This is a genomic window from Aeromicrobium erythreum (genome assembly GCF_001509405.1).
GTDB classification, from domain to species: domain Bacteria; phylum Actinomycetota; class Actinomycetes; order Propionibacteriales; family Nocardioidaceae; genus Aeromicrobium; species Aeromicrobium erythreum.
Genome location: NZ_CP011502.1, coordinates 3,544,345 through 3,565,269, shown reverse-complemented (window position 1 = coordinate 3,565,269; position 20,925 = coordinate 3,544,345). Strand labels below are relative to the sequence as shown.

At 72.2% G+C, this 20,925-nt stretch carries 25 protein-coding genes; 13 read left to right on the top strand and 12 right to left on the bottom strand.

Going from position 1 to position 20,925, the window contains the following annotated elements; genetic code table 11:
• The first annotated feature begins 7 nt into the window (after positions 1-7).
• The 4 genes from Aeryth_RS16845 to Aeryth_RS16830 all read left to right on the top strand — a co-directional run bounded on the left by Aeryth_RS16845 (position 8) and on the right by Aeryth_RS16830 (position 3,210).
• Positions 8-436: a PaaI family thioesterase gene (locus tag Aeryth_RS16845; RefSeq protein WP_067860992.1), complete on the top strand. Its 429-nt coding sequence runs from the start codon at positions 8-10 to the stop codon at positions 434-436.
• 2 nt (positions 437-438) lie between these two features.
• Complete coding sequence (locus Aeryth_RS16840) at positions 439-774, top strand: hypothetical protein (protein WP_067860990.1); 336 nt, start codon at positions 439-441, stop codon at positions 772-774.
• A gap of 164 nt (positions 775-938) precedes the next feature.
• A complete protein-coding gene (serA, locus tag Aeryth_RS16835) occupies positions 939-2,195 on the top strand; it encodes a phosphoglycerate dehydrogenase (protein WP_067860988.1) in 1,257 nt (418 codons plus the stop codon).
• Positions 2,196-2,199: 4 nt separating this feature from the next.
• The gene (locus tag Aeryth_RS16830; protein ID WP_067860986.1) at positions 2,200-3,210 is read left to right on the top strand and encodes a class I mannose-6-phosphate isomerase; all 1,011 of its coding nucleotides are present in this window, start codon (positions 2,200-2,202) and stop codon (positions 3,208-3,210) included.
• Here Aeryth_RS16830 and Aeryth_RS16825 read toward each other — a convergent pair.
• Both Aeryth_RS16825 and Aeryth_RS16820 read right to left on the bottom strand, forming a co-directional pair.
• Positions 3,197-3,829, bottom strand: a complete 633-nt coding sequence (locus tag Aeryth_RS16825) for a DUF4389 domain-containing protein (RefSeq protein ID WP_067860984.1) — start codon at positions 3,827-3,829, stop codon at positions 3,197-3,199. The genes Aeryth_RS16830 and Aeryth_RS16825 overlap by 14 nt on opposite strands.
• A gap of 20 nt (positions 3,830-3,849) precedes the next feature.
• Positions 3,850-4,683 (bottom strand): Sir2 family NAD-dependent protein deacetylase, encoded by an 834-nt coding sequence (locus Aeryth_RS16820; protein WP_067860982.1) that lies wholly within the window; start codon positions 4,681-4,683, stop codon positions 3,850-3,852.
• A gap of 106 nt (positions 4,684-4,789) precedes the next feature.
• Here Aeryth_RS16820 and Aeryth_RS16815 point away from each other — a divergent pair, with 106 nt between their 5' ends.
• Positions 4,790-5,386 carry a TetR/AcrR family transcriptional regulator gene (locus Aeryth_RS16815; RefSeq protein ID WP_067860980.1) on the top strand — a complete coding sequence of 199 codons (597 nt, stop codon included), beginning with the start codon at positions 4,790-4,792 and terminating at the stop codon, positions 5,384-5,386.
• A 3-nt stretch (positions 5,387-5,389) separates the two neighbouring features.
• Here the strand turns inward: Aeryth_RS16815 and Aeryth_RS16810 are convergent, their stop codons facing one another.
• From Aeryth_RS16810 to Aeryth_RS16795, 4 genes are all read right to left on the bottom strand, one after another.
• Positions 5,390-6,001, bottom strand: a complete 612-nt coding sequence (locus Aeryth_RS16810) for a Pr6Pr family membrane protein (protein ID WP_067860978.1) — start codon at positions 5,999-6,001, stop codon at positions 5,390-5,392.
• Between the two features lie 24 nt (positions 6,002-6,025).
• A complete protein-coding gene (locus tag Aeryth_RS16805; RefSeq protein ID WP_067860976.1) occupies positions 6,026-6,883 on the bottom strand; it encodes a PhzF family phenazine biosynthesis protein in 858 nt (285 codons plus the stop codon).
• Positions 6,884-6,892: 9 nt separating this feature from the next.
• Positions 6,893-7,408: a DUF1697 domain-containing protein gene (locus Aeryth_RS16800; protein WP_067860974.1), complete on the bottom strand. Its 516-nt coding sequence runs from the start codon at positions 7,406-7,408 to the stop codon at positions 6,893-6,895.
• An 88-nt stretch (positions 7,409-7,496) separates the two neighbouring features.
• A complete protein-coding gene (locus Aeryth_RS16795; protein ID WP_067860972.1) occupies positions 7,497-7,751 on the bottom strand; it encodes a GlsB/YeaQ/YmgE family stress response membrane protein in 255 nt (84 codons plus the stop codon).
• A gap of 150 nt (positions 7,752-7,901) precedes the next feature.
• Between Aeryth_RS16795 and Aeryth_RS16790 the strand changes: the two genes are divergently transcribed.
• On the top strand, positions 7,902-8,846 hold the full coding sequence (locus tag Aeryth_RS16790) for a lipid kinase (RefSeq protein WP_067860971.1): 945 nt from the start codon (positions 7,902-7,904) through the stop codon (positions 8,844-8,846).
• A 1,385-nt stretch (positions 8,847-10,231) separates the two neighbouring features.
• Here the strand turns inward: Aeryth_RS16790 and Aeryth_RS16785 are convergent.
• Together Aeryth_RS16785 and Aeryth_RS16780 are read right to left on the bottom strand one after the other, a co-directional pair.
• A complete protein-coding gene (locus Aeryth_RS16785) occupies positions 10,232-11,284 on the bottom strand; it encodes an NADP-dependent oxidoreductase (protein WP_067860969.1) in 1,053 nt (350 codons plus the stop codon).
• A gap of 29 nt (positions 11,285-11,313) precedes the next feature.
• On the bottom strand, positions 11,314-13,404 hold the full coding sequence (locus Aeryth_RS16780; RefSeq protein WP_067860967.1) for an NADPH-dependent 2,4-dienoyl-CoA reductase: 2,091 nt from the start codon (positions 13,402-13,404) through the stop codon (positions 11,314-11,316).
• A gap of 9 nt (positions 13,405-13,413) precedes the next feature.
• Between Aeryth_RS16780 and Aeryth_RS17480 the strand changes: the two genes are divergently transcribed.
• Complete coding sequence (locus Aeryth_RS17480) at positions 13,414-13,665, top strand: SCO4848 family membrane protein (RefSeq protein ID WP_083516527.1); 252 nt, start codon at positions 13,414-13,416, stop codon at positions 13,663-13,665.
• Here Aeryth_RS17480 and Aeryth_RS16770 read toward each other — a convergent pair.
• A complete protein-coding gene (locus tag Aeryth_RS16770) occupies positions 13,613-14,158 on the bottom strand; it encodes a PadR family transcriptional regulator (protein ID WP_067860963.1) in 546 nt (181 codons plus the stop codon). The two genes, Aeryth_RS17480 and Aeryth_RS16770, sit on opposite strands and share 53 nt — an antisense overlap.
• A 59-nt stretch (positions 14,159-14,217) precedes the next feature.
• Here Aeryth_RS16770 and Aeryth_RS16765 point away from each other — a divergent pair, with 59 nt between their 5' ends.
• From Aeryth_RS16765 to Aeryth_RS16750, 4 genes are read left to right on the top strand one after another with little or no spacing between them, the layout of a single operon-like run.
• Positions 14,218-14,502 (top strand): YciI family protein, encoded by a 285-nt coding sequence (locus Aeryth_RS16765; protein ID WP_067860961.1) that lies wholly within the window; start codon positions 14,218-14,220, stop codon positions 14,500-14,502.
• Between the two features lie 26 nt (positions 14,503-14,528).
• Positions 14,529-15,395 carry an ABC transporter substrate-binding protein gene (locus tag Aeryth_RS16760; RefSeq protein WP_067860959.1) on the top strand — a complete coding sequence of 289 codons (867 nt, stop codon included), beginning with the start codon at positions 14,529-14,531 and terminating at the stop codon, positions 15,393-15,395.
• A complete protein-coding gene (locus tag Aeryth_RS16755; RefSeq protein WP_236749771.1) occupies positions 15,350-16,237 on the top strand; it encodes an amino acid ABC transporter permease in 888 nt (295 codons plus the stop codon). Before Aeryth_RS16760 ends, Aeryth_RS16755 begins: the two co-directional genes overlap by 46 nt.
• Positions 16,237-16,977 (top strand): amino acid ABC transporter ATP-binding protein, encoded by a 741-nt coding sequence (locus Aeryth_RS16750; RefSeq protein WP_083516526.1) that lies wholly within the window; start codon positions 16,237-16,239, stop codon positions 16,975-16,977. The genes Aeryth_RS16755 and Aeryth_RS16750 overlap by 1 nt, the downstream gene beginning before the upstream one ends.
• Before the next feature lies 1 nt (position 16,978).
• Here Aeryth_RS16750 and Aeryth_RS16745 read toward each other — a convergent pair whose 3' ends face one another.
• Both Aeryth_RS16745 and Aeryth_RS16740 read right to left on the bottom strand, forming a co-directional pair.
• Positions 16,979-17,398 carry a TA system VapC family ribonuclease toxin gene (locus Aeryth_RS16745; RefSeq protein WP_067860957.1) on the bottom strand — a complete coding sequence of 140 codons (420 nt, stop codon included), beginning with the start codon at positions 17,396-17,398 and terminating at the stop codon, positions 16,979-16,981.
• A gap of 1 nt (position 17,399) precedes the next feature.
• Positions 17,400-17,642, bottom strand: a complete 243-nt coding sequence (locus tag Aeryth_RS16740; protein ID WP_067860955.1) for a hypothetical protein — start codon at positions 17,640-17,642, stop codon at positions 17,400-17,402.
• 66 nt (positions 17,643-17,708) lie between these two features.
• On the opposite strand from Aeryth_RS16740, the gene Aeryth_RS16735 reads away from it, so the two are divergent.
• Both Aeryth_RS16735 and Aeryth_RS16730 read left to right on the top strand, forming a co-directional pair.
• Positions 17,709-18,716 (top strand): alpha-hydroxy acid oxidase, encoded by a 1,008-nt coding sequence (locus Aeryth_RS16735; protein WP_067860953.1) that lies wholly within the window; start codon positions 17,709-17,711, stop codon positions 18,714-18,716.
• Positions 18,713-19,702 carry an adenylate/guanylate cyclase domain-containing protein gene (locus tag Aeryth_RS16730; RefSeq protein ID WP_067860951.1) on the top strand — a complete coding sequence of 330 codons (990 nt, stop codon included), beginning with the start codon at positions 18,713-18,715 and terminating at the stop codon, positions 19,700-19,702. Before Aeryth_RS16735 ends, Aeryth_RS16730 begins: the two co-directional genes overlap by 4 nt.
• Here Aeryth_RS16730 and Aeryth_RS16725 read toward each other — a convergent pair.
• Positions 19,687-20,907 (bottom strand): FAD-dependent oxidoreductase, encoded by a 1,221-nt coding sequence (locus Aeryth_RS16725; RefSeq protein ID WP_236749770.1) that lies wholly within the window; start codon positions 20,905-20,907, stop codon positions 19,687-19,689. The genes Aeryth_RS16730 and Aeryth_RS16725 overlap by 16 nt on opposite strands.
• Positions 20,908-20,925: the final 18 nt, after the last annotated feature.

Genomic DNA, 20,925 nt, shown 5'->3' with positions numbered 1-20,925 from the left:
TCGCCCCATGAGCGACCTTCCCGGACTCGACGGTGTGCTCGGCGTGGAGCACGTCGAGCTGACGGCAGACAAGGTGGTCGTGCGCTTCACGATCACCGAGAGGCACCTGCAACCCTTCGGCATCCCGCACGGCGGCATCTACTGCGCCGTCCACGAGTCGACCGCCAGCGTGGCCGCGCAGATCTGGCTCGGCGAGAAGGGTGTCGTGGTCGGCACGAACAACTCGACCGACTTCATCCGCCAGGCGAAGCTCGGCGACACGATCACCGTGACCGCGACCCCGATCCACCGCGGCCGCACCCAGCAGCTGTGGCACCTCGACTCCGTCGGCAGCGACGGCAGGCTCGTCGCGCAGGGCCAGGTGCGCCTGGCCAACCTCGACCAGCCCGTCCCGCCGGAGGCGCTCGCCGCCTTCACGGGGACGACGACCGGCTGACCGTGCGCCGCGCGCCGACCCCGGCCGAGGCCGACGCCGTCGGACGCGCGCTGACCGAGCGGTTCCTCGACCCGACGCGGTGGGGCATCCAGGCGCCGCCCGACGGACGCTGGGACGAGAGCACCCGCAGCATCCTGATCACGTCCTACCTGGGACACGCGCTGGAGCCGCCCTGGGCTCTGCGGCTCAGCGACCGCACGGCCCTGGGCCTGCCCTCGAGGCGGCGCCGCTGGTGGCAGCGCGACCTCCAGGACCTCGACCGCGTGACGCTCGAGATCAGCTGGATCGTGAACGAGGAGTTCGCGGTCGACGACCGTCTCGCCGTGGTCGTCGTCTGAACGGGGGCCGTCCACGACCCGGTAGTCTGGGGTCGTCGGCGCGACTGGCGTTGAGGTGGACATCCACCAGGGAGCCCGGCACCGCATCGACTGCAGCACCCGACAAGGGACCGTTCGCCTGGGCCCCGCGTCAGCCCCCACCACGCTGACCGGAGGAATCCCCCATGATGATGACCGTGAACGCACTCGCCACCCAGACGCCCACGACGCTCGACGACGCCGACGTGAAGGTGCTGCTGCTCGAGAACATCCACGCCGACGGCCGCGACTTCCTGCGCGGCAAGGGCTACGACGTGCAGACCAACGCCGGCGCGCTCGGCGAGGACGAGCTGATCGAGGCCATCCAGGGCGTGCACCTGCTGGGCATCCGCTCCACCACCTACATCACGCCGCGCGTGCTCGACGCCGCTCCTGACCTGATCGCCATCGGCGCGTTCTGCATCGGCACGAACCAGATCGACCTCGAGGCCACGACGCAGCGGGGCATCGCCGTCTTCAACGCGCCCTACTCCAACACCCGCTCGGTCGTGGAGCTCGCGATCGCCGAGATCATCTCCCTGGCCCGGCGGCTGCACGAGAAGTCGACCGACATGCACCGCGGTGTGTGGAACAAGTCGGCCGCCGGCAGCCACGAGGTGCGCGGTCGAACGCTCGGCATCGTCGGCTACGGCAACATCGGCAGCCAGCTGTCGGTCGTGGCCGAGGCGCTCGGCTTCAAGGTGATCTTCTTCGACATCGACGACAAGCTCGCCCTCGGCAACGCGAAGCGCTGCTCGACGCTGGAGGAGCTGCTCGCCGAGGCCGACGTCGTGACGCTGCACGTCGACGGCCGCCCGGGCAACGCCGGCCTGTTCGGCGACGAGCAGATGCGCCTCATGAAGCCGCGCGCCCTGTTCCTCAACCTCAGCCGCGGCATCGCGGTCGACACGAGCGCCCTGCGGGCGCACCTGGAGTCGGGGCACATCGCCGGCGCCGCGCTCGACGTGTTCCCGGTGGAGCCGAAGCGCCAGGGCGACCCGTTCGAGTCCGAGCTGCGCGGCATCCCCAACGTCATCCTCACCCCGCACGTCGGCGGCTCGACGGAGGAGGCCCAGCAGGACATCGGCCGCTTCGTCGCCTCGAAGCTGCGCTCCTACGCCGCGTTCGGCAGCACGTCGCTGAGCGTCAACTTCCCGGAGATGAACCTCCCGGCCGACGACACGCGGTGCCGCCTGGCGCTCGTGCACGAGAACGCCCCCGGTGTCCTCGCGCGGATCAACGGCCTCCTGGGCGAGCACGACGTCAACATCGAGGCGCAGTCGCTGTCGACCCGCGGCCCGCTGGGCTACGTCGTCACCGATGTCGCCGACGCCGTCCCGTCGGAGGTGCTCACCGAGCTGGCCGACCTGCCCGAGACGGTCCGGCTGAGGCTGCTGAGCTGATCTCGTGCCCGCCGCGCCGGTCCGCCTGCGACCCAACCTGATCGACCACTTCTACCGAGGTGGTCGGCGGATCGCGGACCTGCGCGGCGTGGTCACGACGTCGCCGCGGCAGCCCGAGGAGTGGGTGGCCGCGACGGTCTCGCGCGACGGCCACCCCACGCTCGGGCTGTCCTCGACCGAGGACGGCTCCGTGCTGCGCGACCTCGTGGCCGACGACCCGGTCGGCTGGACCGGCACCCCGGGCGCCTGGCCTGGCGACACGGGGCTGCTGCTCAAGCTGCTCGACGCCGGGCAGCGGCTGCCCGTGCACGTGCACCCCGACCGCGCGTTCGCCGCGAGGCACCTCGACTGCCCCTACGGCAAGACCGAGGCCTGGCTCGTGCTCGACGCCGAGCCGGGCGCGGCGGTGCACCTCGGCTGGGACCGCGACGTCGACCCCGCGGACGTGGCCCGGGCGCGCGACGAGCAGGACGGCACCTGGATGGTCGAGCGCATGCACCGGCTGCCGGTGCGGCGGGGCGACGCGTTCCTGGTACCGGCCGGCACGCCGCACGCGATCGGGGCAGGGGTCTTCGTGGCCGAGGCGCAGGAGCCGACCGACTTCTCGATCCTGCTGGAGTGGTCGGTCACGACCTCGACGCGGGACGAGTCGCACCTCGGCCTCGGGTTCGACCTCGCCATGCAGGCCCTGGGGCACGAGGCGATGAATCCCGACCGGCTCGCCTCGGTCGCGACCTGGACGGACCTCGACGGACCGACCCGCCCGCTCACGTCGCTGCTGCCCACCGAGGCGGACCCGTTCTTCCGCCTCGACCTCGCCACCGAGGGCGCGGAGCTCGACGCCGGCTTCGCGGCGCTCGTGGTGCTCGACGGCACCGGGGAGCTGGCCGGCGGCCACGGCTCGACGGCGCTGCGTCGCGGCGAGGTGCTCGCCGTGCCTGCCGCGGCGGGGGACTGGACGGTGGCGGGCGACGCGCGCGTGCTCGTCGCCCGCCCCGGCGTCAGTCGAGGCTGAACGGCGGGTACTCGTCGGTCAGCAGGACGTAGTAGGCGGAGGCCCGCTGGCTCCAGCGCAGGTAGCCGAGCACGAAGTCGCGCAGGCCCTCGGGCCAGCGCGCGGTGAAGACCACCGCGAACCAGCCGATGAACAGCAGCACGCTCGCCGCGATCGACAGGAAGTACAGGACGACGTAGTGCGGGATGATCATCAGGGCACGGAAGAAGATCGTGAGCCGGCTGCGCCCGTCGACCTGCGGCACCACGTCGAACCGCACCTGCGGGTAGCGCCCGGAGTCCGCGGTGCCGACCGAGAGGTCGAACGGTGGGTACTGGTCGGTGAGGAAGTACACGTACGCCCCGACCCGCGCGCTGTAGCGCAGCGCCATCGCGAGGAACCCGAGCAGGGGCGCGGGCACCCTCCCCAGCACGACGCCGCAGAACCACGCGGCGATCAGCACGAAGAACACGCCGATACCCACCAGCCCGAGCACGACGTAGTGCGGGATCGCGAGGATCCAGTGCAGGAACGGCCGCCAGCGGGCGATCCGCTCCGGCAGGGCGAACGTGAGGGTTGCCGGGTAGGCGGGGGCCGGGGGCCCGGCCGCGGCTGCGGGCTGAGGGGGCAGGGTGGTCATGGGCGTCGCCTTTCCTGAGGTCAGGCGAAAGGTACCGCGAGAGCGCCGAGCGTCTCAGCACATCCAGCATCCAGCTTCAGGTCCGCCAGGTGGTCGCCCCGGATGTTGCCACGGTTCACGATCACCACCGGGGTGCCGAGTGCGGCGGCCCGGCGGACGAACCGCAGGCCGCTCATGACCTGCAGGCTCGAGCCCAGCACGAGCAGGACGTCGGCGCGCGCCACCAGCTCGAAGCAGTGCTCGACGAGCGGCTTCGGCACGGAGTCGCCGAAGAACACGACGTCGGGACGCAGCCGTCCGCCGCACACCAGGCACGGCGCCACCACGAAGTCGCTCGTGTCGTCGAGCTGCACGTCGCCGTCGGGTCCGTGCACCACCGTCTGGGCGCTCCAGCCCGGGTTGAGCCGGTCGTGCCGGGCCTGCACCGCCTCGCGGGGAGTGCGGTCGCCGCAGTCCATGCAGACCACCCGGTCGACCCGGCCGTGCAGGTCGACGACGTCGCGGTGGCCGGCGCGCTCGTGCAGGCCGTCGACGTTCTGGGTGATGAGCCCGACGAGCCGGTCGTCGCGCTGCCACTGCACGAGCGCGTGGTGCGTCGCGTTGGGCTCGGCGTGGCCCATGCGCGACCAGCCGAGGTGCGCGCGGGCCCAGTAGCGCTGCACCGCCTCCGGGCTCGAGCGCAGCTGCTGGATCGTCATGGGCGTCGGCACGACGAGCCGGTCGGGGCCGCGGTAGTCGGGGATGCCGGAGTCGGTCGAGACGCCGGCGCCCGTGAGCACCAGCGAGCGTCGACCGTCGAGGAGGGCCGCGAGCCGGTCGACGTCGGCGCTGCCGGGCGTCCTCGAGCCGTTCACCCGTCCAGCGTAGGTCGGGTCACCGCGGTGGTCAGGTCGAACGGAAGTCCGGACCGAAAACTGGAGTCTCGTGCCAGGTCCCGTGATGACGGGTAGGGTCGCCGCCATGCCGACCGCCCGCAGGCCCCAGCAGCGGCGGTCCGTGGCCACGCGCGAACGCCTCCTCGAGGCGGCGTACGAGAGCCTGCTCGAGGGCGGCTACGGGGCGGCGACCGTCGGCGACGTCCAGCAGCGCGCCGGGGTCGCGCGGGGCACGTTGCTGCACCACTTCCCGACCCGCGACCTGCTCATGGCGGGTGTCGTCGAGGACGTGGTGGAGCGCCGGCTGAAGCTGTCGGCTGCGGCGGACGACGCGTCGGCGCCCGCCGGGTGGAACGACGTCGTCGACCTCGTCTGGACGGAGCTTCGCTCGCCCGCCTTCGCGGTGCTGCTCGAGCTGTGGGTCGCCGCGCGCACCGACGACGACCTGCGGGAGTCGTTGGTGCCGATGCAGGAGCGCATCTACGACACGGTGCACCGCAGCGTCATCCGACTGGTCGGCCCCTCGCACCCCCGCGCGCCGATCCTGGTGCAGTTCACGATCAACCTGCTCACCGGTGCGCACCTCGCCGGCATCCTGCGCTCGCGCTCGGGCACGTCGTCGGTGGTCGAGGCCTGGAAGCACGCGCTGCGCGAGCTCGCCGCGCCGCCACGCCGGTCGTGACCCTCAGCCGCGCCGGCTCCACGCGACGGCGGCCGAGCCGAGGGCGACGAACACGAGGGTGAGCACGACGCACGTGACCGCGACGGTCCCGGCGCCCAGCTCGCCGGCGTCGAGGAAGCCGTAGGGCACGGGAGCGGTGGTCGTCGGGGTCAGCGAGAAGGTCGGCCGGACGACCCCGGCCCGGGTGAGCGTGTAGGCCAGCCAGAGGACCGGGAACGTGAGACCGCCGAGCGCCGACCACGTGAGGCGGGTCCGGGGGCGCAGGACGACGAAGCCCACCACGGTCAGCAGCGGGACGACGTAGTGGAACGCCTTGTCGAACCACCACTCGGCACCGGAGAGGTCGACGTTGCCGGCCAGCACGGTGGCGTAGACGACGCCGGTCACGGTGATGCCGGTCAGGCTGGCGAGGCGCAGCATCCCGAACGCCCGCCCGCCCCGGTCCGGTCGCAGCGCGAGGAGGGTGCACGTGACGACGACGAGGATGTTCGACTCGATGGTGAAGTAGCTGAACAGGTTGACGAGGTCGTCGCCGCGGCGGGCCGACACGATCGTCTGCCCGACGAGCGCGACGAGTCCGACGACGGCGGTCAGGGCGTGCCAGGTGCGGGTCACGGGATCACGCTAGCCGCGCGAGGGTCAGTCGCTGAGGTGGCCGAGTGTGACCGTGCCGGTCACGCCGACGACGGTGTGCCCGCCGACCCAGACGGTGTCGTCGACGATGTCGACGTGCACCCGGCCGCGGCGGCCGAGGGAGGTGCCCTGGGCGGCGACGTAGTGCTCGGGCAGGACGCCGTCGGCGACGAGCCACTGGGCGAGAGCGGCGTTGAGGCTGCCGGTCACGGGGTCCTCGCCGACGCCGCCGGGGAAGAACGCGCGCACCTCGAGCTGCACGTCGGAGCCGTCGGCGTACAGCCCGGCCAGCCCGACCTTGTCGTGCGCACCGGACGCCCCGAGCAGGTGGGCGCGCGCACCGTCGACGTCGAGCACGAGGTCGGCGTCGCGCAGCAGGAGGCCCATCCAGCCTGGGCCGTTGTCGCACCAGTGGGCGCCGACGACGTCGGACGCTTCCATACCGAGCGCGGCGACGACGGCCGCCACCTCGGCGGGGTCGACCGGTCCTGAGCGGGCGCGGTCCGGGGCGGCGAACGCCAGCCGCTCGCCGTCGCGCCGCACCCGCACGAGCCCCACCCCGCACTCCTGGACGAGGGTGTCGGCGGAGCGGGGTGCGCCCCCGGCCTCGAGCCAGGCGCGCGCCGTGCCGAGCGTCGGGTGGCCGGCGAACGGCAGCTCCCGACCCGGGGTGAAGATGCGGACGCGGTAGTCGGCCGCCGGGTCGCTCGGGCGGAGCAGGAACGTGGTCTCGCTGAGGTTCGTCCACCGGGCGAACGCGGCCATCGTGGCGTCGTCGAGGTCGTCGGCCGCGTGCACGACGGCGACCGGGTTGCCCAGGCCGAGGGTGTCGGAGAAGACGTCGACCTGGTGGAACGGCAGCATGCCCCGACCCTAGGCGAGGTCGATCAGCCTCTGCACCGTGGTGAGGTTGCGCCCGGTGCCGTGGTGCCCGAGGAGTCGCCGCACGCGCGCCGGTGTGATCCGCGAGCCGGCCACGCCGTCGCGGTAGCGGACGTGCAGGTCGCGACCCAGCACCCGGACGTCGTCACCGCGCCAGTCCTCCGCCTCGAACGCGCGGACGGCGTCGGGCGTCGGCTCGTCGAGCAGGAAGTAGACGTGCGACAGCTTGGGCTCGACCACCTCGAACGGATGGTCGGCGAGTGCGGCGCGCAGCTCGTCGGGCGAGCGCGACACGACCTCCCGGAAGAAGCCGAACCGTGCCTCGATCGCCTGCTCCAGCGCACGGTCGAACACGTCGGGCTCGGTGGGCGGGGTGCACAGCAGGTTGCCGGACGCGATGTGCGTGCGGACGTCGCTCGCGCCGAGGTCGGCGGCGAGCTCGCGCAGCTCGGCCATCGGCAGCGTCGCTCCACCGACGTTGACCGCCCGCAGGAGGTGGACTCTCATGCGGCCAGGATGGCAGCGTCCGCCGACAGGAGCGCGGACGCGACGAGACCCCGCACCGTCGAGCGGTGCGGGGTCTCGAGGTCGCGGGTCAGGCGCGCGCGCGGACCTGGCGGTAGATCAGCAGCGCCACGATGGCGCCGACGATCGACAGGATCAGGCCGCTGGTCGTGAAGTCCAGCACGCTCCGCGAGGAGAACAGGGCGCCGATCATGCCGCCGACGAACGAGCCGACGACACCGAGCACGATGGTGGCGAGGATGCCCATCGAGTCGTTGCCGGGGACGATCGCGCGGGCCAGGAGACCTGCGATGAGGCCGACGATGAGAAGCGTGATGAGTCCCATGACAGTTCCTTTCGGTTGGGTACCGGACCGGTTGCGTCCGGTACCTCCACGCTAGGGATTCTCAGGAACTTCGCATGTCGAGACGGATCATGAGGACATCCACATCCTGACCTCATCGTCCGCTCATCGACGGTTCCTAGCGTGGGGTGCATGGATCTCAGCACCCTCCTCGCCCGCCCGGACGCCGTCGTCGAGCTCGTGGTCAACACGGGGGCCCGGCAAGGCGCCTCGGCGCTGGAGCGTGCGACCCGGCTCGTCGGGGACCGCGCCGTCGTGCGCGCGCACGCCGTCCACTCGGGTGCGGAGCTGGTCGAGACGCTCGACCGGGTCGCGGCCGACGAGCCGGACCTCCTCGTCGTCGGCGGCGGTGACGGGACCGTCTCGGCCGCCGCCGCACGCGTCGCGGGGACGTCGACGGTGCTGGCCGTCCTGCCGCTCGGCACGGCCAACGACTTCGCCCGCACCCTGGAGATCCCGGCCGACGTCGGCGCCGCGGTCGCGTCGGTGCTCGACGGCGAGGTGGTCGACGTCGACCTCGGTCGCGTCGACGGTCGCGCGTTCGTCAACGTCGCGTCCATCGGTCTGTCGGTCGCCGTCACCGAGCGGCTCACCCCGGGCCTGAAGCGACGTCTGGGACCCGTCGCGTACCCGGTGGCCACGCTCGGCGCGTTCCGCCAGCACCGCGGGTTCGCGGCGCGTCTGGAGTTCCCCGACGGCGACCACGACCCGGTCGAGCTGACCGACCTGCTCCAGCTGGCGGTCGGCAACGGCCGGCACTACGGCGGCGGCAACACCGTCGCGCCGAACGCGTCGCTCGATGACCACCTGCTCGACGTCTACGCCATCGAGCGCGGGCGGCTCGCCGACCACGTGTCGATCGCGCGTCTGCTCAAGAGCGGCCGGTTCGTCGAGCACGAGCGGGTGCACCACCTCACGACCCGCCGGGTGCGGGTGGTCACCGACGAGTCGCTGCCGGTGAACCTCGACGGCGAGATCGCCGCCACCACCCCCGCCGAGGTCACGGTCGAGCGCAACGTCCTGCGCGTCGCCGTCCCCCGCGGCAGCCGCGCCGCCCGCCTCGACGCCGCCGCCTGACCCCCGCCACCGGTGGTCGGACTACTCGACCAGCGGAACGCGCCGCTGGTCGAGTGCCTCCACGAGCGCCAGCGAGGGGAGGCGTAACGAGACCACCCAGGCCGTCGCTGGGGGTCGGCCTGCGCCGGGCCGTTGCGGGGTGGTCTCGATACGCAGGGACGTCGCAAGCTCGTCCCTGCTACTCGACCAGCGGGTCAGACCGCTGGTCGAGTAGTCGACGCCGCGACGAAGGAGCTGGCGGAGGCGTAACGAGACCACTCCAAGCCGACGCTGGGAGCCGGTTCGCGCTGGACTGTTGCCGGGTGGTCTCGATACGCACCGACGAGCTCGCTGGCGCTCGCCGTCGCTGCTACTCGACCAGCGGAACGCGCCGCTGGTCGAGTGCCTCCACGAGCGCCAGCGAGGGGAGGTGTATCGAGACCGCTCCAGGCCGTCGCTGGGGGTTGGCCTGCGCTGGGCCGTTGCGGGGTGGTCTCGATGAGCAGGGACCTCGCAAGCTCGTCCCTGCTACTCGACCAGCGGAATCCACCGCTTGTCGAGTGCCTCCACGAGCGCCAGCGAGGGGAGGTGTATCGAGACCACTCCAGGCCGTCGCTGGGAGCCGGTTCGCGCTGGACTGTTGCGGGGTGGTCTCGATACGCAGGGACGTCGCAAGCTCGTCCCTGCTACTCGACCAGCGGGTCAGACCGCTGGTCGAGTAGTCGACGCCGCGACGAAGGAGCTGGCGGAGGCGTATCGAGACCACTCCAAGCCGTCGCTGGGAGCCGGTTCGCGCCGGGCCGTTGCGGGGTGGTCTCGATACGCAGGGACGTCGCAAGCTCGTCCCTGCTACTCGACCAGCGGGTCAGACCGCTGGTCGAGTAGCCGACGCCGCGACGAAGGAGCTGGCGGAGGCGTATCGAGACCACTCCAAGCCGACGCTGGGAGCCGGTTCGCGCTGGGCCGTTGCCGGGTGGTCTCGATACGCAGGGACCTCGCAAGCTCGTCCCTGCTACTCGACCAGCGGGTCAGACCGCTGGTCGAGTAGTCGACGCCGCGACGAAGGAGCTGGCGGAGGCGTATCGAGACCACTCCAAGCCGACGCTGGGAGCCGGTTCGCGCTGGACTGTTGCCGGGTGGTCTCGATACGCACCGACGAGCTCGCTGGCGCTCGCCGTCGCTGCTACTCGACCAGCGGAACGCGCCGCTGGTCGAGTGCCTCCACGAGCGCTAGCGAGGGGAGGCGTATCGAGACCGCTCCAGGCCGACGCTGGGAGCCGGTTCGCGCTGGGCCGTTGCCGGGTGGTCTCGCTCCGTCGCGGCTACGCCCCTCTTGCGACGGCTCCATCGCGGCACGGCGCTCCTTCGTCGCGCGTGCCGCTACTCGACCAGCGGTGGGGGCGGGGTCAGCGGGTGGGGTCGTCGCCGACCTTCACGAGGAGCTTGCCGACGTTGCGGCCGGTGAGGAGGCCGCGGAAGGCGTCGACCGCGTTCTCCAGGCCGTCGACGACGTCCTCGAGGTAGGCGACGTCGCCGTTCGCGACCCACTGGCCCATCTCGCGGGTGAACGCCTCGGTGTGGGTGGGCACGAACTCGTCCTGGATGAACCCGCGGACCGTCAGGCTCTTCGCCAGCACCGCGCCCATGAACGCCGGGAACCCGAACGACGACTCGGCCGGGCGGTTGTAGTTGGCGACCAGCCCGCACACCGGCACGCGACCGTACGTGTTCATGCGTCGCAGCACGGCCTCCCCTACCGGGCCGGCGACGTTCTCGAAGTAGACGTCGACGCCGTCGGGGGTGGCCGCCTTGAGGTCGTCGACGAACGTGGGCGAGCGGTGGTCGAGGGCGACGTCGAAGCCGAAGTGCTCGCGCAGCAGCCGCACCTTCTCCTCGCCGCCGGCGATCCCGACGGCCCGCGCACCCTTGAGCCGTGCGACCTGCCCGACGGCGGAGCCGACCGGTCCGGCGGCAGCGGCGACGACGACGGTCTCACCCTCGGCGGGCTTGCCGATCTCGAGCAGCCCGGCGTAGGCGGTGAACCCGGGCATCCCGAGCACGCCGAGCGCGGTGGAGATCGGCGCGGCGTCGAAGGGCGGTGCCGTCGGGTCGAGGCGCTTCATCTGCCGCGCGTCGACGACGGCGTGCGTCTGCCAGCCGATGAAGGCGAGGACGATGTCGCCGGGCTTGCGGTTCTCGGCGCGCGACTCGACCACCTCGCACACGGTGCCGCCGAGCACGACGTCGCCGAGCTCGAGGTGGGCGGCGTACGACTTCGCCTGGCTCATCCGACCGCGCATGTACGGGTCGAGCGACAGGTAGATCGAGCGCAGCAGCACCTGGCCGTCCTGCAGCTCGGGCAGGTCGACGGTGACGGTCTCGAAGTCGGAGTCCTGGGGCTCTCCGTCCGGGTAGGCGGCGAGTCGGACCTGGGTGGTCTGTCCGGGGGTGGTGGACATGGTGTTCTCCCTCTCTCGTGGTGCGGGGTTCAGAGGCGCGCGGCCAGCTCGGTGGCCTGCTTGATGGCGCGCTTCGCGTCGAGCTCGGCGGCGACGTCGGCGCCGCCGATCACGTGGGTGGTCACGCCGGCCGCCTCGAGCGGCTCGACGAGGTCGCGCACCGACTCCTGTCCGGTGCACAGGACGATGGTGTCGACCTTGAGCAAGAGCTCCTCGCCGGCGTCGTCCTTCTCGCTCGAGCGGACGGTCACGTGCAGCCCCTCGCGGTCGACACGGTCGTAGGTGACGCCGCCGACGAAGTCGACGCCGGAGTCCTTGAGCGTCTGGCGGTGCACCCAGCCGGTGGTCTTGCCCAGGCCCTTGCCGTGCGCGCTGTGCTTGCGCTGCAGCAGATACACCTGGCGACGCGGAGGTGCCTGCACCTTCGTGGTGAGGCCGCCCCGCTCCAGCGCGGGGTCCGTGACGCCCCAGCGCTGCATCCAGTGCTCGAGCGACTCGTGCGGGTCGTGCAGCAGGAACTCCGACACGTCGAAGCCGATGCCACCGGCACCGAGCACGGCCACGGTGTGCCCGATCTCGGCGCCACCGCCGACGACCTCGTCGTAGCGCAGCACGGTCGGGCCGACGCCGGAGCCGAGGCCGGGGATCGACGGCACGCGAGGCTCGACGCCGGTCGCGAGCACGACCTCCTCGAACGGGCGGAGATCCTCGACGTCGGCTCGACGGCCGAGGTGCACGGTCACGCCACGCACCTCGAGCATGCGGGTGTAGTAGCGGAGGGTCTCGACGAACTCCTCCTTGCCGGGGATGCGCGCGGCGAGCTTGAACTGGCCGCCGATCGTCTCGTCGGCCTCGAACAGCTCGACCCGGTGGCCGCGGCCGGCGAGCTCGACGGCGGCGGCCAGGCCGGCGGGTCCGGCGCCGACGACGGCCACGCGCTTGGCGCGCTGGGTCGGCAGGAGCACCAGCTCGGTCTCGTGCCCGGCGCGCGGGTTGAGCATGCAGCTGGCGCGCTGGTTCTTGAACGTGTGGTCCAGGCAGGCCTGGTTGCACGCGATGCAGGTGATGATCTCGTCGCTGCGCCGCTCGGCGGCCTTCGCGACGAAGTCGGGGTCGGCGAGCAGCGGTCGGGCCATCGAGACGAGGTCGGCCTGTCCGGAGGCGACGATGCCCTCCGCGACCTCGGGGGTGTTGATGCGGTTGGAGGCGACGACCGGCACGACCGCGTCGTGCTCCTCGAGCGCCTCGCGCAGCCGCGCCGTGTGCGCCACGAACGCGGCGCGCGGCACCGACGTGACGATGGTGGGCACCCGCGCCTCGTGCCAGCCGATGCCGGTGTTGATGATCGAGACGCCAGCCTGCTGCAGCTTGAGCGCGAGCTCGACGGTCTCGTCCCACGACTGCGCGTCGTCGACGAGGTCGAGCAGGCTCTGGCGGTACATGACGATGAAGTCGTCGCCGACCAGCTCGCGGGTACGCCGCACGATCTCCACGGGGAAGCGCATCCGCTTCTCGGCCGTGCCGCCCCACGCGTCGTCGCGGGTGTTCGTGCGGGCCGTGATCATCTGGTTGATGAGGTAGCCCTCGGAGCCCATGATCTCGACGCCGTCGTAGCCGCCGCGCTTCGCCAGGGCCGCGGCCTTCGCGAAGTCGGTGGCGGTGCGGTCGATCTCCCGCGCCGAGAACGCGCGCGGCCGGAACGGGCTGATCGGGCTCTTGCGCCGCGACGCGCTCTTCACGAACGGGTGGTAGCCGTACCGACCGGCGTGCAGGATCTGCATCGCGATCTTGCCGTCGTGCTCGTGCACGGCGTCGGTGACCACGCGGTGCGCGTCGGCGAACGAGCGGTTGTTCATGGTGCCGCCGAACGGCAGCAGCCAGCCGGTGCGGTTGGGCGAGAAGCCGCCCGTGACCGACAGGGCGACGCCGCCCTTCGCGCGCTCGGCGAAGTAGGCGGCGAGCTTGGGCAGGTCCTTGCGCCGGTCCTCGAGCTTGCTGTGGATCGAGCCCATGACCACCCGGTTGCGCAGCGTGGTGTGGCCGAGGTCGAGCGGCGTCAGCAGGTGCGGGTAGTCCGGGTGGCCAGGCTGGGAGAACTGGTGGGTGAACGGGCTGCTCATACTGGTCCTGTGATCTCGAGAGTCTCGGCGTGGGTGCTGGTCGTGGCGGGCGTGTTCAACGTGGTCATCTGGCCGCGGTTCGCGAAGGCGATCGTCGACGACGACCGGGCGTGGTCGGGCGAGGCGTGGAGCAGCGCCCCGACGGCGTTCCTGTGGGTGCACGCCGTGCTCATCGCGGCGGCCATGACGCTCGGGATCTGCGTGCTCGTCATCGGGGTGCGCGCCCTTCGAGCCGCTCGAGGATCTCGTCGCACCAGCTGAGCGCCGTCTGCTCGCCGATGATCCCGCCCCGCAGCACCAGGTACGGGCCCACGTCGGCGGGGTCGAGCGCGTCCGGGTCGGGGTAGAAGCGCTCGGCGCTCGTCTCGTAGTACGCGAGCTTCTCCGCATGGAGGGCCCGCATGCGGTGCACGTCGGCGAGGATCGCGTCGCGGTCGCCGTGCTCGAGCGCTCGGAGCTTCACGGCGAAGCTGGAGCGCAGGGGCTCGGGTGCCGACGGCTCGGTCGTGAAGTGGGCCAGCTCCGCGCGGCCGGCGTCGGTGATCGCGTACACCTTCTTGTCGGGGCGACCGTCCTGCACGACCACCTCCGACGTCACGAGGCCGTCGGACTCCATGCGGCCGAGCACCTTGTAGATCTGCTGGTGGCTGGCCTTCCAGAAGTTGCCGATGGAGGCGTCGAAGCGGCGGGCGAGCTCGTAGCCCGTGCCGGAGCGCTCCGCGAGGGACACGAGGATCGCGTGCTCCAGGGCCATGCGTCCGAGGGTACATATGCAACCAGTTGCACAGCAACCGTGCCACCTACGCTGAGGTCATGTCGATCTTCGCCGTGACCTACACCTACGGAGCCCCCGAGGACCAGCTCGCGACGCTGCGCGCCGAGCACCGGGACTACCTCGCCCACCTGCCCGAGCTGCTCGTGAGCGGTCCGGCGTCGAGCAGTCGCGAGGCGCTGCTCGTCTTCCGTGCCGACACGCGCGAGCAGGTCGAGTCGCTCGTGGCCGCCGACCCGTTCGTGTCCGCCGGCTTCGTCGCCCAGCACGTGGTGCGCGACTGGAAGCCGATCCTCGGTCCACTGAGCGGGCACTTCGACTCCTGACAGGAGGCGCGCCGTACGATCTCGGCATGCGCCTGACCCCCCTCGCGGCCGCTGCTGCCACGCTCGCCCTGGCCACCGCCTGCGCCCCCGCCGACGAGTCGCCCTCGTCCGACAGCTCCGCCTCGGTCTCCCTCGACCAGTGCAAGCCTGCCGACCTCGACCTCTACAAGGCCGGCACGCTGACCATCGCGACCGACTCGCCGGCCTACGAGCCGTGGTTCACTGACGACGACCCCACGAACGGCAAGGGCTACGAGGGTGCGGTCGCCCGCGCGGTGGCCGAGAAGCTCGGCTTCGCGCCCGACAAGGTCACCTGGGTCACCCAGGGCTTCAACGAGGCGATCAAGCCCGGCGCGAAGTCGTTCGACTTCGACATCAACCAGTTCTCGATCACGAGCGAGCGCGAGAAGGTCGTCGACTTCTCCAGCCCGTACTACAAGGCCAAGCAGGGCGTCATCACCCTCGCCGACTCGAAGTACGCCGACGTCACGAGCCTCGCGGGCCTCAAGGACGCCAAGGTCGGTGCGCAGGTCGGCACCACGTCGCTCGAGGCCACGCAGCAGCTCGGGCTCACGACCGACCCGCTCGTCTACGACGACACGACGAAGGCCGCCCAGGCCCTGCAGAACGGGCAGGTCGACGCGATCATCGCCGACGTGCCGTCCGCGTTCTACCTCGTCGCCGCCGAGCTCGACGGCGCGAAGCTCGTCGGGCAGTTCGAGCCGCGCACGGGTGAGTCCGAGGAGTTCGGCCTGCTGCTCGACAAGGACTCCAAGCTCACCCCGTGCGTGAGCGCCGCGGTCGACGCCCTCAAGGACGACGGCACGCTCGAGAAGCTGCAGCAGCAGTGGCTGTCCGACGCGGTCGACGTGCCCGAGCTGAGCCAGTCCTGAGCACCCACCAGCCGAGCGAGCGTCAGCAGGCCCGGGAGCGGTACCGCCGCTCCCGGGCGCTGCGCCGTGGGTCGGTCGCCGCGGTCTCGACCGTCGTCGTCCTCGGCCTGCTCCTGCTCGGCGTCGTCAGCTCACCCGGCTGGGACCGGGTCCAGCGCACCTTCTTCGACTGGCAGGACGCGAAGGACTCGGTCGGCCCGATCACCGAGGCGTTCTGGCTGAACGTCCGGCTGTTCGTGGTGTGCGAGGTGTTCATCCTCGTCGTCGCGCTGGTGGTCGCCGTGGTCCGCGTGGTGCCGTCGCCGGCGATGGCGCCGCTGCGGCTGCTGGCGACGATCTACACCGACGTCTTCCGGGGCACGCCGACGCTGCTCGTCGTCCTGCTGGTGGGGTTCGGCGTCCCGGCCCTCGACCTCGCGGGCGCCCCGACCAGCCTGTTCTGGCTCGGCGTCATCGCCCTGACCCTCAGCTACGGCGCCTACGTGGCGGAGGTGATCCGCGCCGGCATCCTGTCCGTGCACCCCACGCAGTGGGCCAGCGGACGCGCGCTCGGCCTGTCGTACGGACGCACCCTGCGCCACGTGGTGCTCCCGCAGGCCCTGCGCCGGGTGACGCCGCCGCTGCTCAACGACTTCGTGTCGTTGCAGAAGGACACCGCGCTGCTGTCGGTCATCGGCCTGGTCGAGGCGCTGCGGCAGGCCAACATCATCTCCAACCGCGACTTCGTGTTCACGCCACTGGTGGTCGCCGCGGTGCTGTTCATCGCCGCGACCATCGTCCTGGCCCGGCTGGCGGACTGGCTGACCGTCCGCAGCATGCGCCGCGAGGCAGGAGGGCTCTGATGCTCAGGATCGAGCAGCTGCGCAAGAGCTACCACGGCACCGAGGTGCTGCGTGGCATCGACCTCACGGTCGAGCCGGGTCAGGTGGTCTGCCTCATCGGGGCGTCCGGGAGCGGCAAGTCGACCCTGCTGCGCTGCCTCAACCTCCTGGAGACCGTCGACGACGGTACGGTGTGGCTGGCCGACGAGTCGGGCGCCGAGCAGGACGTGACCGACCCGCGGGTCGACGTCGACGGCGTGCGACGCCGCGTGGGCATCGTGTTCCAGGCCTACAACCTCTTCCCGCACCTGAGCGTGCTGCAGAACCTCGTGCTCGCCCCGACGCGCGCGGCGGGGGTCTCGCGGCAGGCGGCGCGCGAGCGGGCGCTCGCGCTGCTGGAGCGGGTGGGTCTGGCGGACAAGGCCGGCGCCTACCCCGACGCGCTCTCCGGCGGCCAGCAGCAGCGGGTCGCGCTCGCCCGTGCGCTCGCGATGGACCCTGAGGTGCTGCTCCTCGACGAGATCACGTCGGCTCTCGACCCGCTGCTGGTGGGCGAGGTGCTCGACGTCGTCAAGGGCCTGCGCGCCGACGGCATCGCGGTCGTGATGGCGACGCACGAGATGGCGTTCGCCCGCGAGGCGAGCGACGTGGTGGCGTTCCTCGCCGACGGCGAGATCGTCGAGATCGGCCCCCCGGAGCAGCTGTTCGACGCACCGCGCGACCCGCGCACCGCCGCGTTCCTCGCCCGCTTCCGGAGCTGACTCAGGCGAGCGTCAGCACGCGGTCGCGGTCCGCCGGCTGGAGCGTGGGTGCCAGCCTCGTGTCGAACGTGACCAGGCGTGCGTCGTGCAGCGCGGCGAGGTTGAGCAGGTGCAGGTCCGTCACCTGGCGATGCCCGACGAGGCCGGTCAGCTCGACGTGCGGCTCCGCCAGCGTGGCGTCGTCGGGGAGGAAGACGGCGCGCGGATGGGCCCTCATGCTGCGGAGCGCGGCCAGGCTCAGGTCGATCGATGCCGCAGCACCCGTGAGCGCCCGGTTCATCGAGAGCCGGACGAGTCCGGCCTCGGTGACGGGCGTCGTCGCGAAGGTCTGGACCGTCTCGAGCCAGCCCTGGGCGGACTCGTGGTGCACGTGCTCCCGCAGGGTCAGCGCCAGCAGGACGTTGACGTCGGGGAGGTCCATCTCACTCCTCGTCGAGCAGGTCGGCGACCATCTCGTCGGTCACGACCGGGGCGCCGGGGTCGGAGGGGATCAGGACGATGCCGTTCCTCGTCGACGGCTCGGGATCGGAGCGGACCTGGGTGGACTCGATCCCCGCCAGGGCGAGGGCGGAGACGGCCTCGCCGATGCTCGCGTCCAGACCCGCGGCGACACGAGCGCGCGCGACGGCCAGCACGCGAGGATCGACGCTGAGAGTGGTGCGCATAGATCTAGCATGCCCGAAGACGCATCACGCATCAAGCATCGCTTCCGCGCGGCGTAGTCTCGCCCCATGGACGACCTCGAGGGCCTGCTCGGCGCGGGCGCGTACGGCTACTTCGCGGGAGGGGCAGGCGACGAGCTGACCTTGCGCGCCAACGAGACCAGCTGGTCGCAGGTCAAGCTCGCGCCGAGGGTGCTGGTCGACGTCGGCGCGCGTGACCTGTCGGTCGAGCTGCTCGGCCGACGTCGCGCCCACCCGCTCGTCGTCGCGCCGATGGCCTACCAGCGGCACGCCCACGAGGACGCCGAGCGGGGCACCGCGCAGGCCGCTGCGGCCACCGGGTCGACGTTCGTCCTGTCGTCGCAGACCACCACGGCGCCGCGCGACGTGGCCGAGGTGGCCGGTCCCGACCGCTGGTTCCAGCTCTACGTGTTCAAGGACCGGCAGGTCTCGCTCGACCTCGTCGCCGAAGCGCGGGAGTCGGGCTACGAGGCGCTCGTGCTCACCGTCGACTTCCCGGTGGCCGGCTGGCGCGAGCGTGACAAGCGCACCGGGTTCAGCATCACGCACCCCATCGCGCTCAACCCGGGCGGCACCCCGCTGACCACCGAGCAGATCTTCGCGATGCACGACCCGACGCTCACCTGGGACGACGTGCACGCCTTCGCCGAGGCGGCCGGCATGCCGCTGCTGCTCAAGGGCATCCTGCGCCCCGACGACGCGGAGCGAGCCGTCGACGTCGGGGCGGCGGGCGTGATCGTGTCGAACCACGGCGGCCGTCAGCTCGACACCGTGCTCACCGGGGCCGAGGCGCTGCCGCCGGTCGTCGACGCGGTGGCGGGGCGGGCCGCGGTGCTGGTGGACGGTGGGATCCGTCGCGGTTGGGACGTCGCGAAGGCGCTCTGCCTCGGTGCAGACGCCGCGCTCGTCGGCCGTCCGGTCCTCTGGGGTCTCGCGCGCGGCGGTCGCGCGGGCGCCCAGGCGGTGCTGGAGCAGCTGGTCGCCGAGCTCGACTCCACCCTGGCCCTGCTCGGCTGCCCCAGGGCCGTCGATCTGGACCTATCCTTCCTGGCATGAACGAGCACGCGGGACAGTCCGCGTTCGACCCGAGCCTGCTCATCGACGTCGCCGGCGAGTACCTCTTCGACAGCGCCCCGACGCTGACCCAGCGGGAGGTCGCCGACCGGGCCGGCATGGACCTCGACCTCGCCAACAGCCTGTGGCGCTACCTCGGCTTCCCGGAGGTCGAGGACGACCGCGTGGCGTTCACCGAGGCCGACGTCGAGGCGCTGCGGGTGACGAAGCGGCTCATCGATCTCGGCGTGCTCGAGGAGGACCGGCTCCCGCAGTTCGTCCGCTCCCTCGGCCGCACGTTCGCCCGACTCGCGGACTGGCAGACGAGGCTGCTGCTGGGCGTGCTGCAGACCGCCGAGGACGGCGAGCAGCCGCCGCTCGACGTGCTCGCCGAGGTGATCCCGATGGTCGAGGAGGTGCAGGGCTACGTCTGGCGTCGGCACCTGCTCGCGACCGCCTCGCGGATCGCGCTGCGCGACGTGCGCTCGGAGACCGAACGCCAGCTCGTGGTCGGCTTCGTCGACATCGTCGGCTACACGTCGCGCAGCCGGCAGATGAGTCCCCGCGCACTGGGCGCCATGGTCGAGTGGTTCGAGCGGGTCGTCACCGAGCTGGTCGTGCAGCACGGCGGGCAGGTGATCAAGACGATCGGGGACGAGGCGCTGTTCACCGTGGACGACCCGACGGAGGGTGCCCTCCTCGCGCTCGAGCTGGTGGAGCGGGCCGAGGCCGACGAGCAGTTCCCCGACGTCCGCGTCGGGCTCGCCCACGGCCCGGTGCTCGCGCGTCTGGGCGACGTGTTCGGCTCGACGGTCAACATCGCGGCACGCCTGACGTCCGTGGCGCGCCCCGCGCGCGTGCTCGTGGACGCCGAGCTCGCCGAGCTGCTCGACCACGAGGAGTTCCGTTTGCGGCGCACGCGGCGCGTGTCGGTGAAGGGCTACGAGCACCTCGAGCCGTGGTCGCTCAAGCGTCAGCGCGAGCGCTGAGCGTCCGCACCACCGCGTTCGCGGCGGCCCGGCCGGCTCGGTTGGCACCGATCGTCGACGCCGACGGCCCGTAGCCGACCAGCTGCACGCGGGGGTCGGCGACGGCGGTCGTCGAGCTCGCCAGCGTGGCGCCCAGCTGGATGCCGCCGCGCGGGGAGCGCAGGTGCAGCGGTGCGAGGTGGTCGACGTCGGGGCGGAAGCCGGTGGCCCACAGCACGACGTCGACGCGCTCGAACTGTTCCGTCTGCCGCCCACGGCCCGGCACCCCCGCCGGGGCGCCCCGCCGCCCACGGCCCGGCACCCCGCCGGGGCGCCCCGCCGCCCACGGCCCGGCACCCCGCCGGGGCGCCCCGCCGCCCACGGCCCGGCACCCCCGCCGGGGGGCCGTCCCACACCGCGCCGTCCGGGACGAGCCGGTCGAACATCGGCAGCCGCTCGTAGGCGCCGAGCCGCTCGGCCTCCCGTTCCTGCTCGCGCAGCATCAGGCCGGTCACGCTCACCACGCTGCGCGGCGGCAGCCCGGCCCGCACGCGCTCCTCCACCAGGGCCACCGCCTCGCGACCCGCCTCAGGATCGATCCCCCGCAAGCGGGAGGTGCCCCCAGGCTCGGTGCGCCACACGGGCTCGCGTCGCGTCGCCCACAGGGTGTCGGTGATCGGCCGGAGCGCGCCGAGGAACTGCACGGCCGACGCGCCCCCGCCGACGACCAGCACCCGCTTCCCGCGGAAGTGCTCGGGCCCGGGGTAGTCGACGGTGTGCAGCTGCTCGCCGCGGAACAGCTCCTGACCGGGGTAGCGGGGCACGAACGGGCGGCGCCACGTGCCCGTCGCGTTCACGAGGGTGCGGGTGCGCCACTCCCGGTCGCCCGCGGTCACGACCAGCAGGTCGCCCTCGGACGTGACGCGCTGCACGGCGACCGGCCGCTCGACGGGCAGGTGGTGCTCCCGCTCGTAGGCCGCGAAGTACGCGGGGACGAAGACGTTCGCGCGCTCGGGGCCCAGCGGTTCCTCCATCGGGGCGTCGGGAAGCTCGGCCACCCCGTGCACGTCGGCCATGGTGAGCGCGTCCCACCGGTGCTGCCAGGCCCCGCCCGGTGCGTCGTCGGCGTCGAGGACGACGTGCTCGACGCCCCGTCGGGCCAGGTGGTACGACGCCGAGAGTCCCGCCTGGCCGGCACCGATGACCACGCTCTGCAGGACGTCCACGTCGGCAGCAACGCCGCG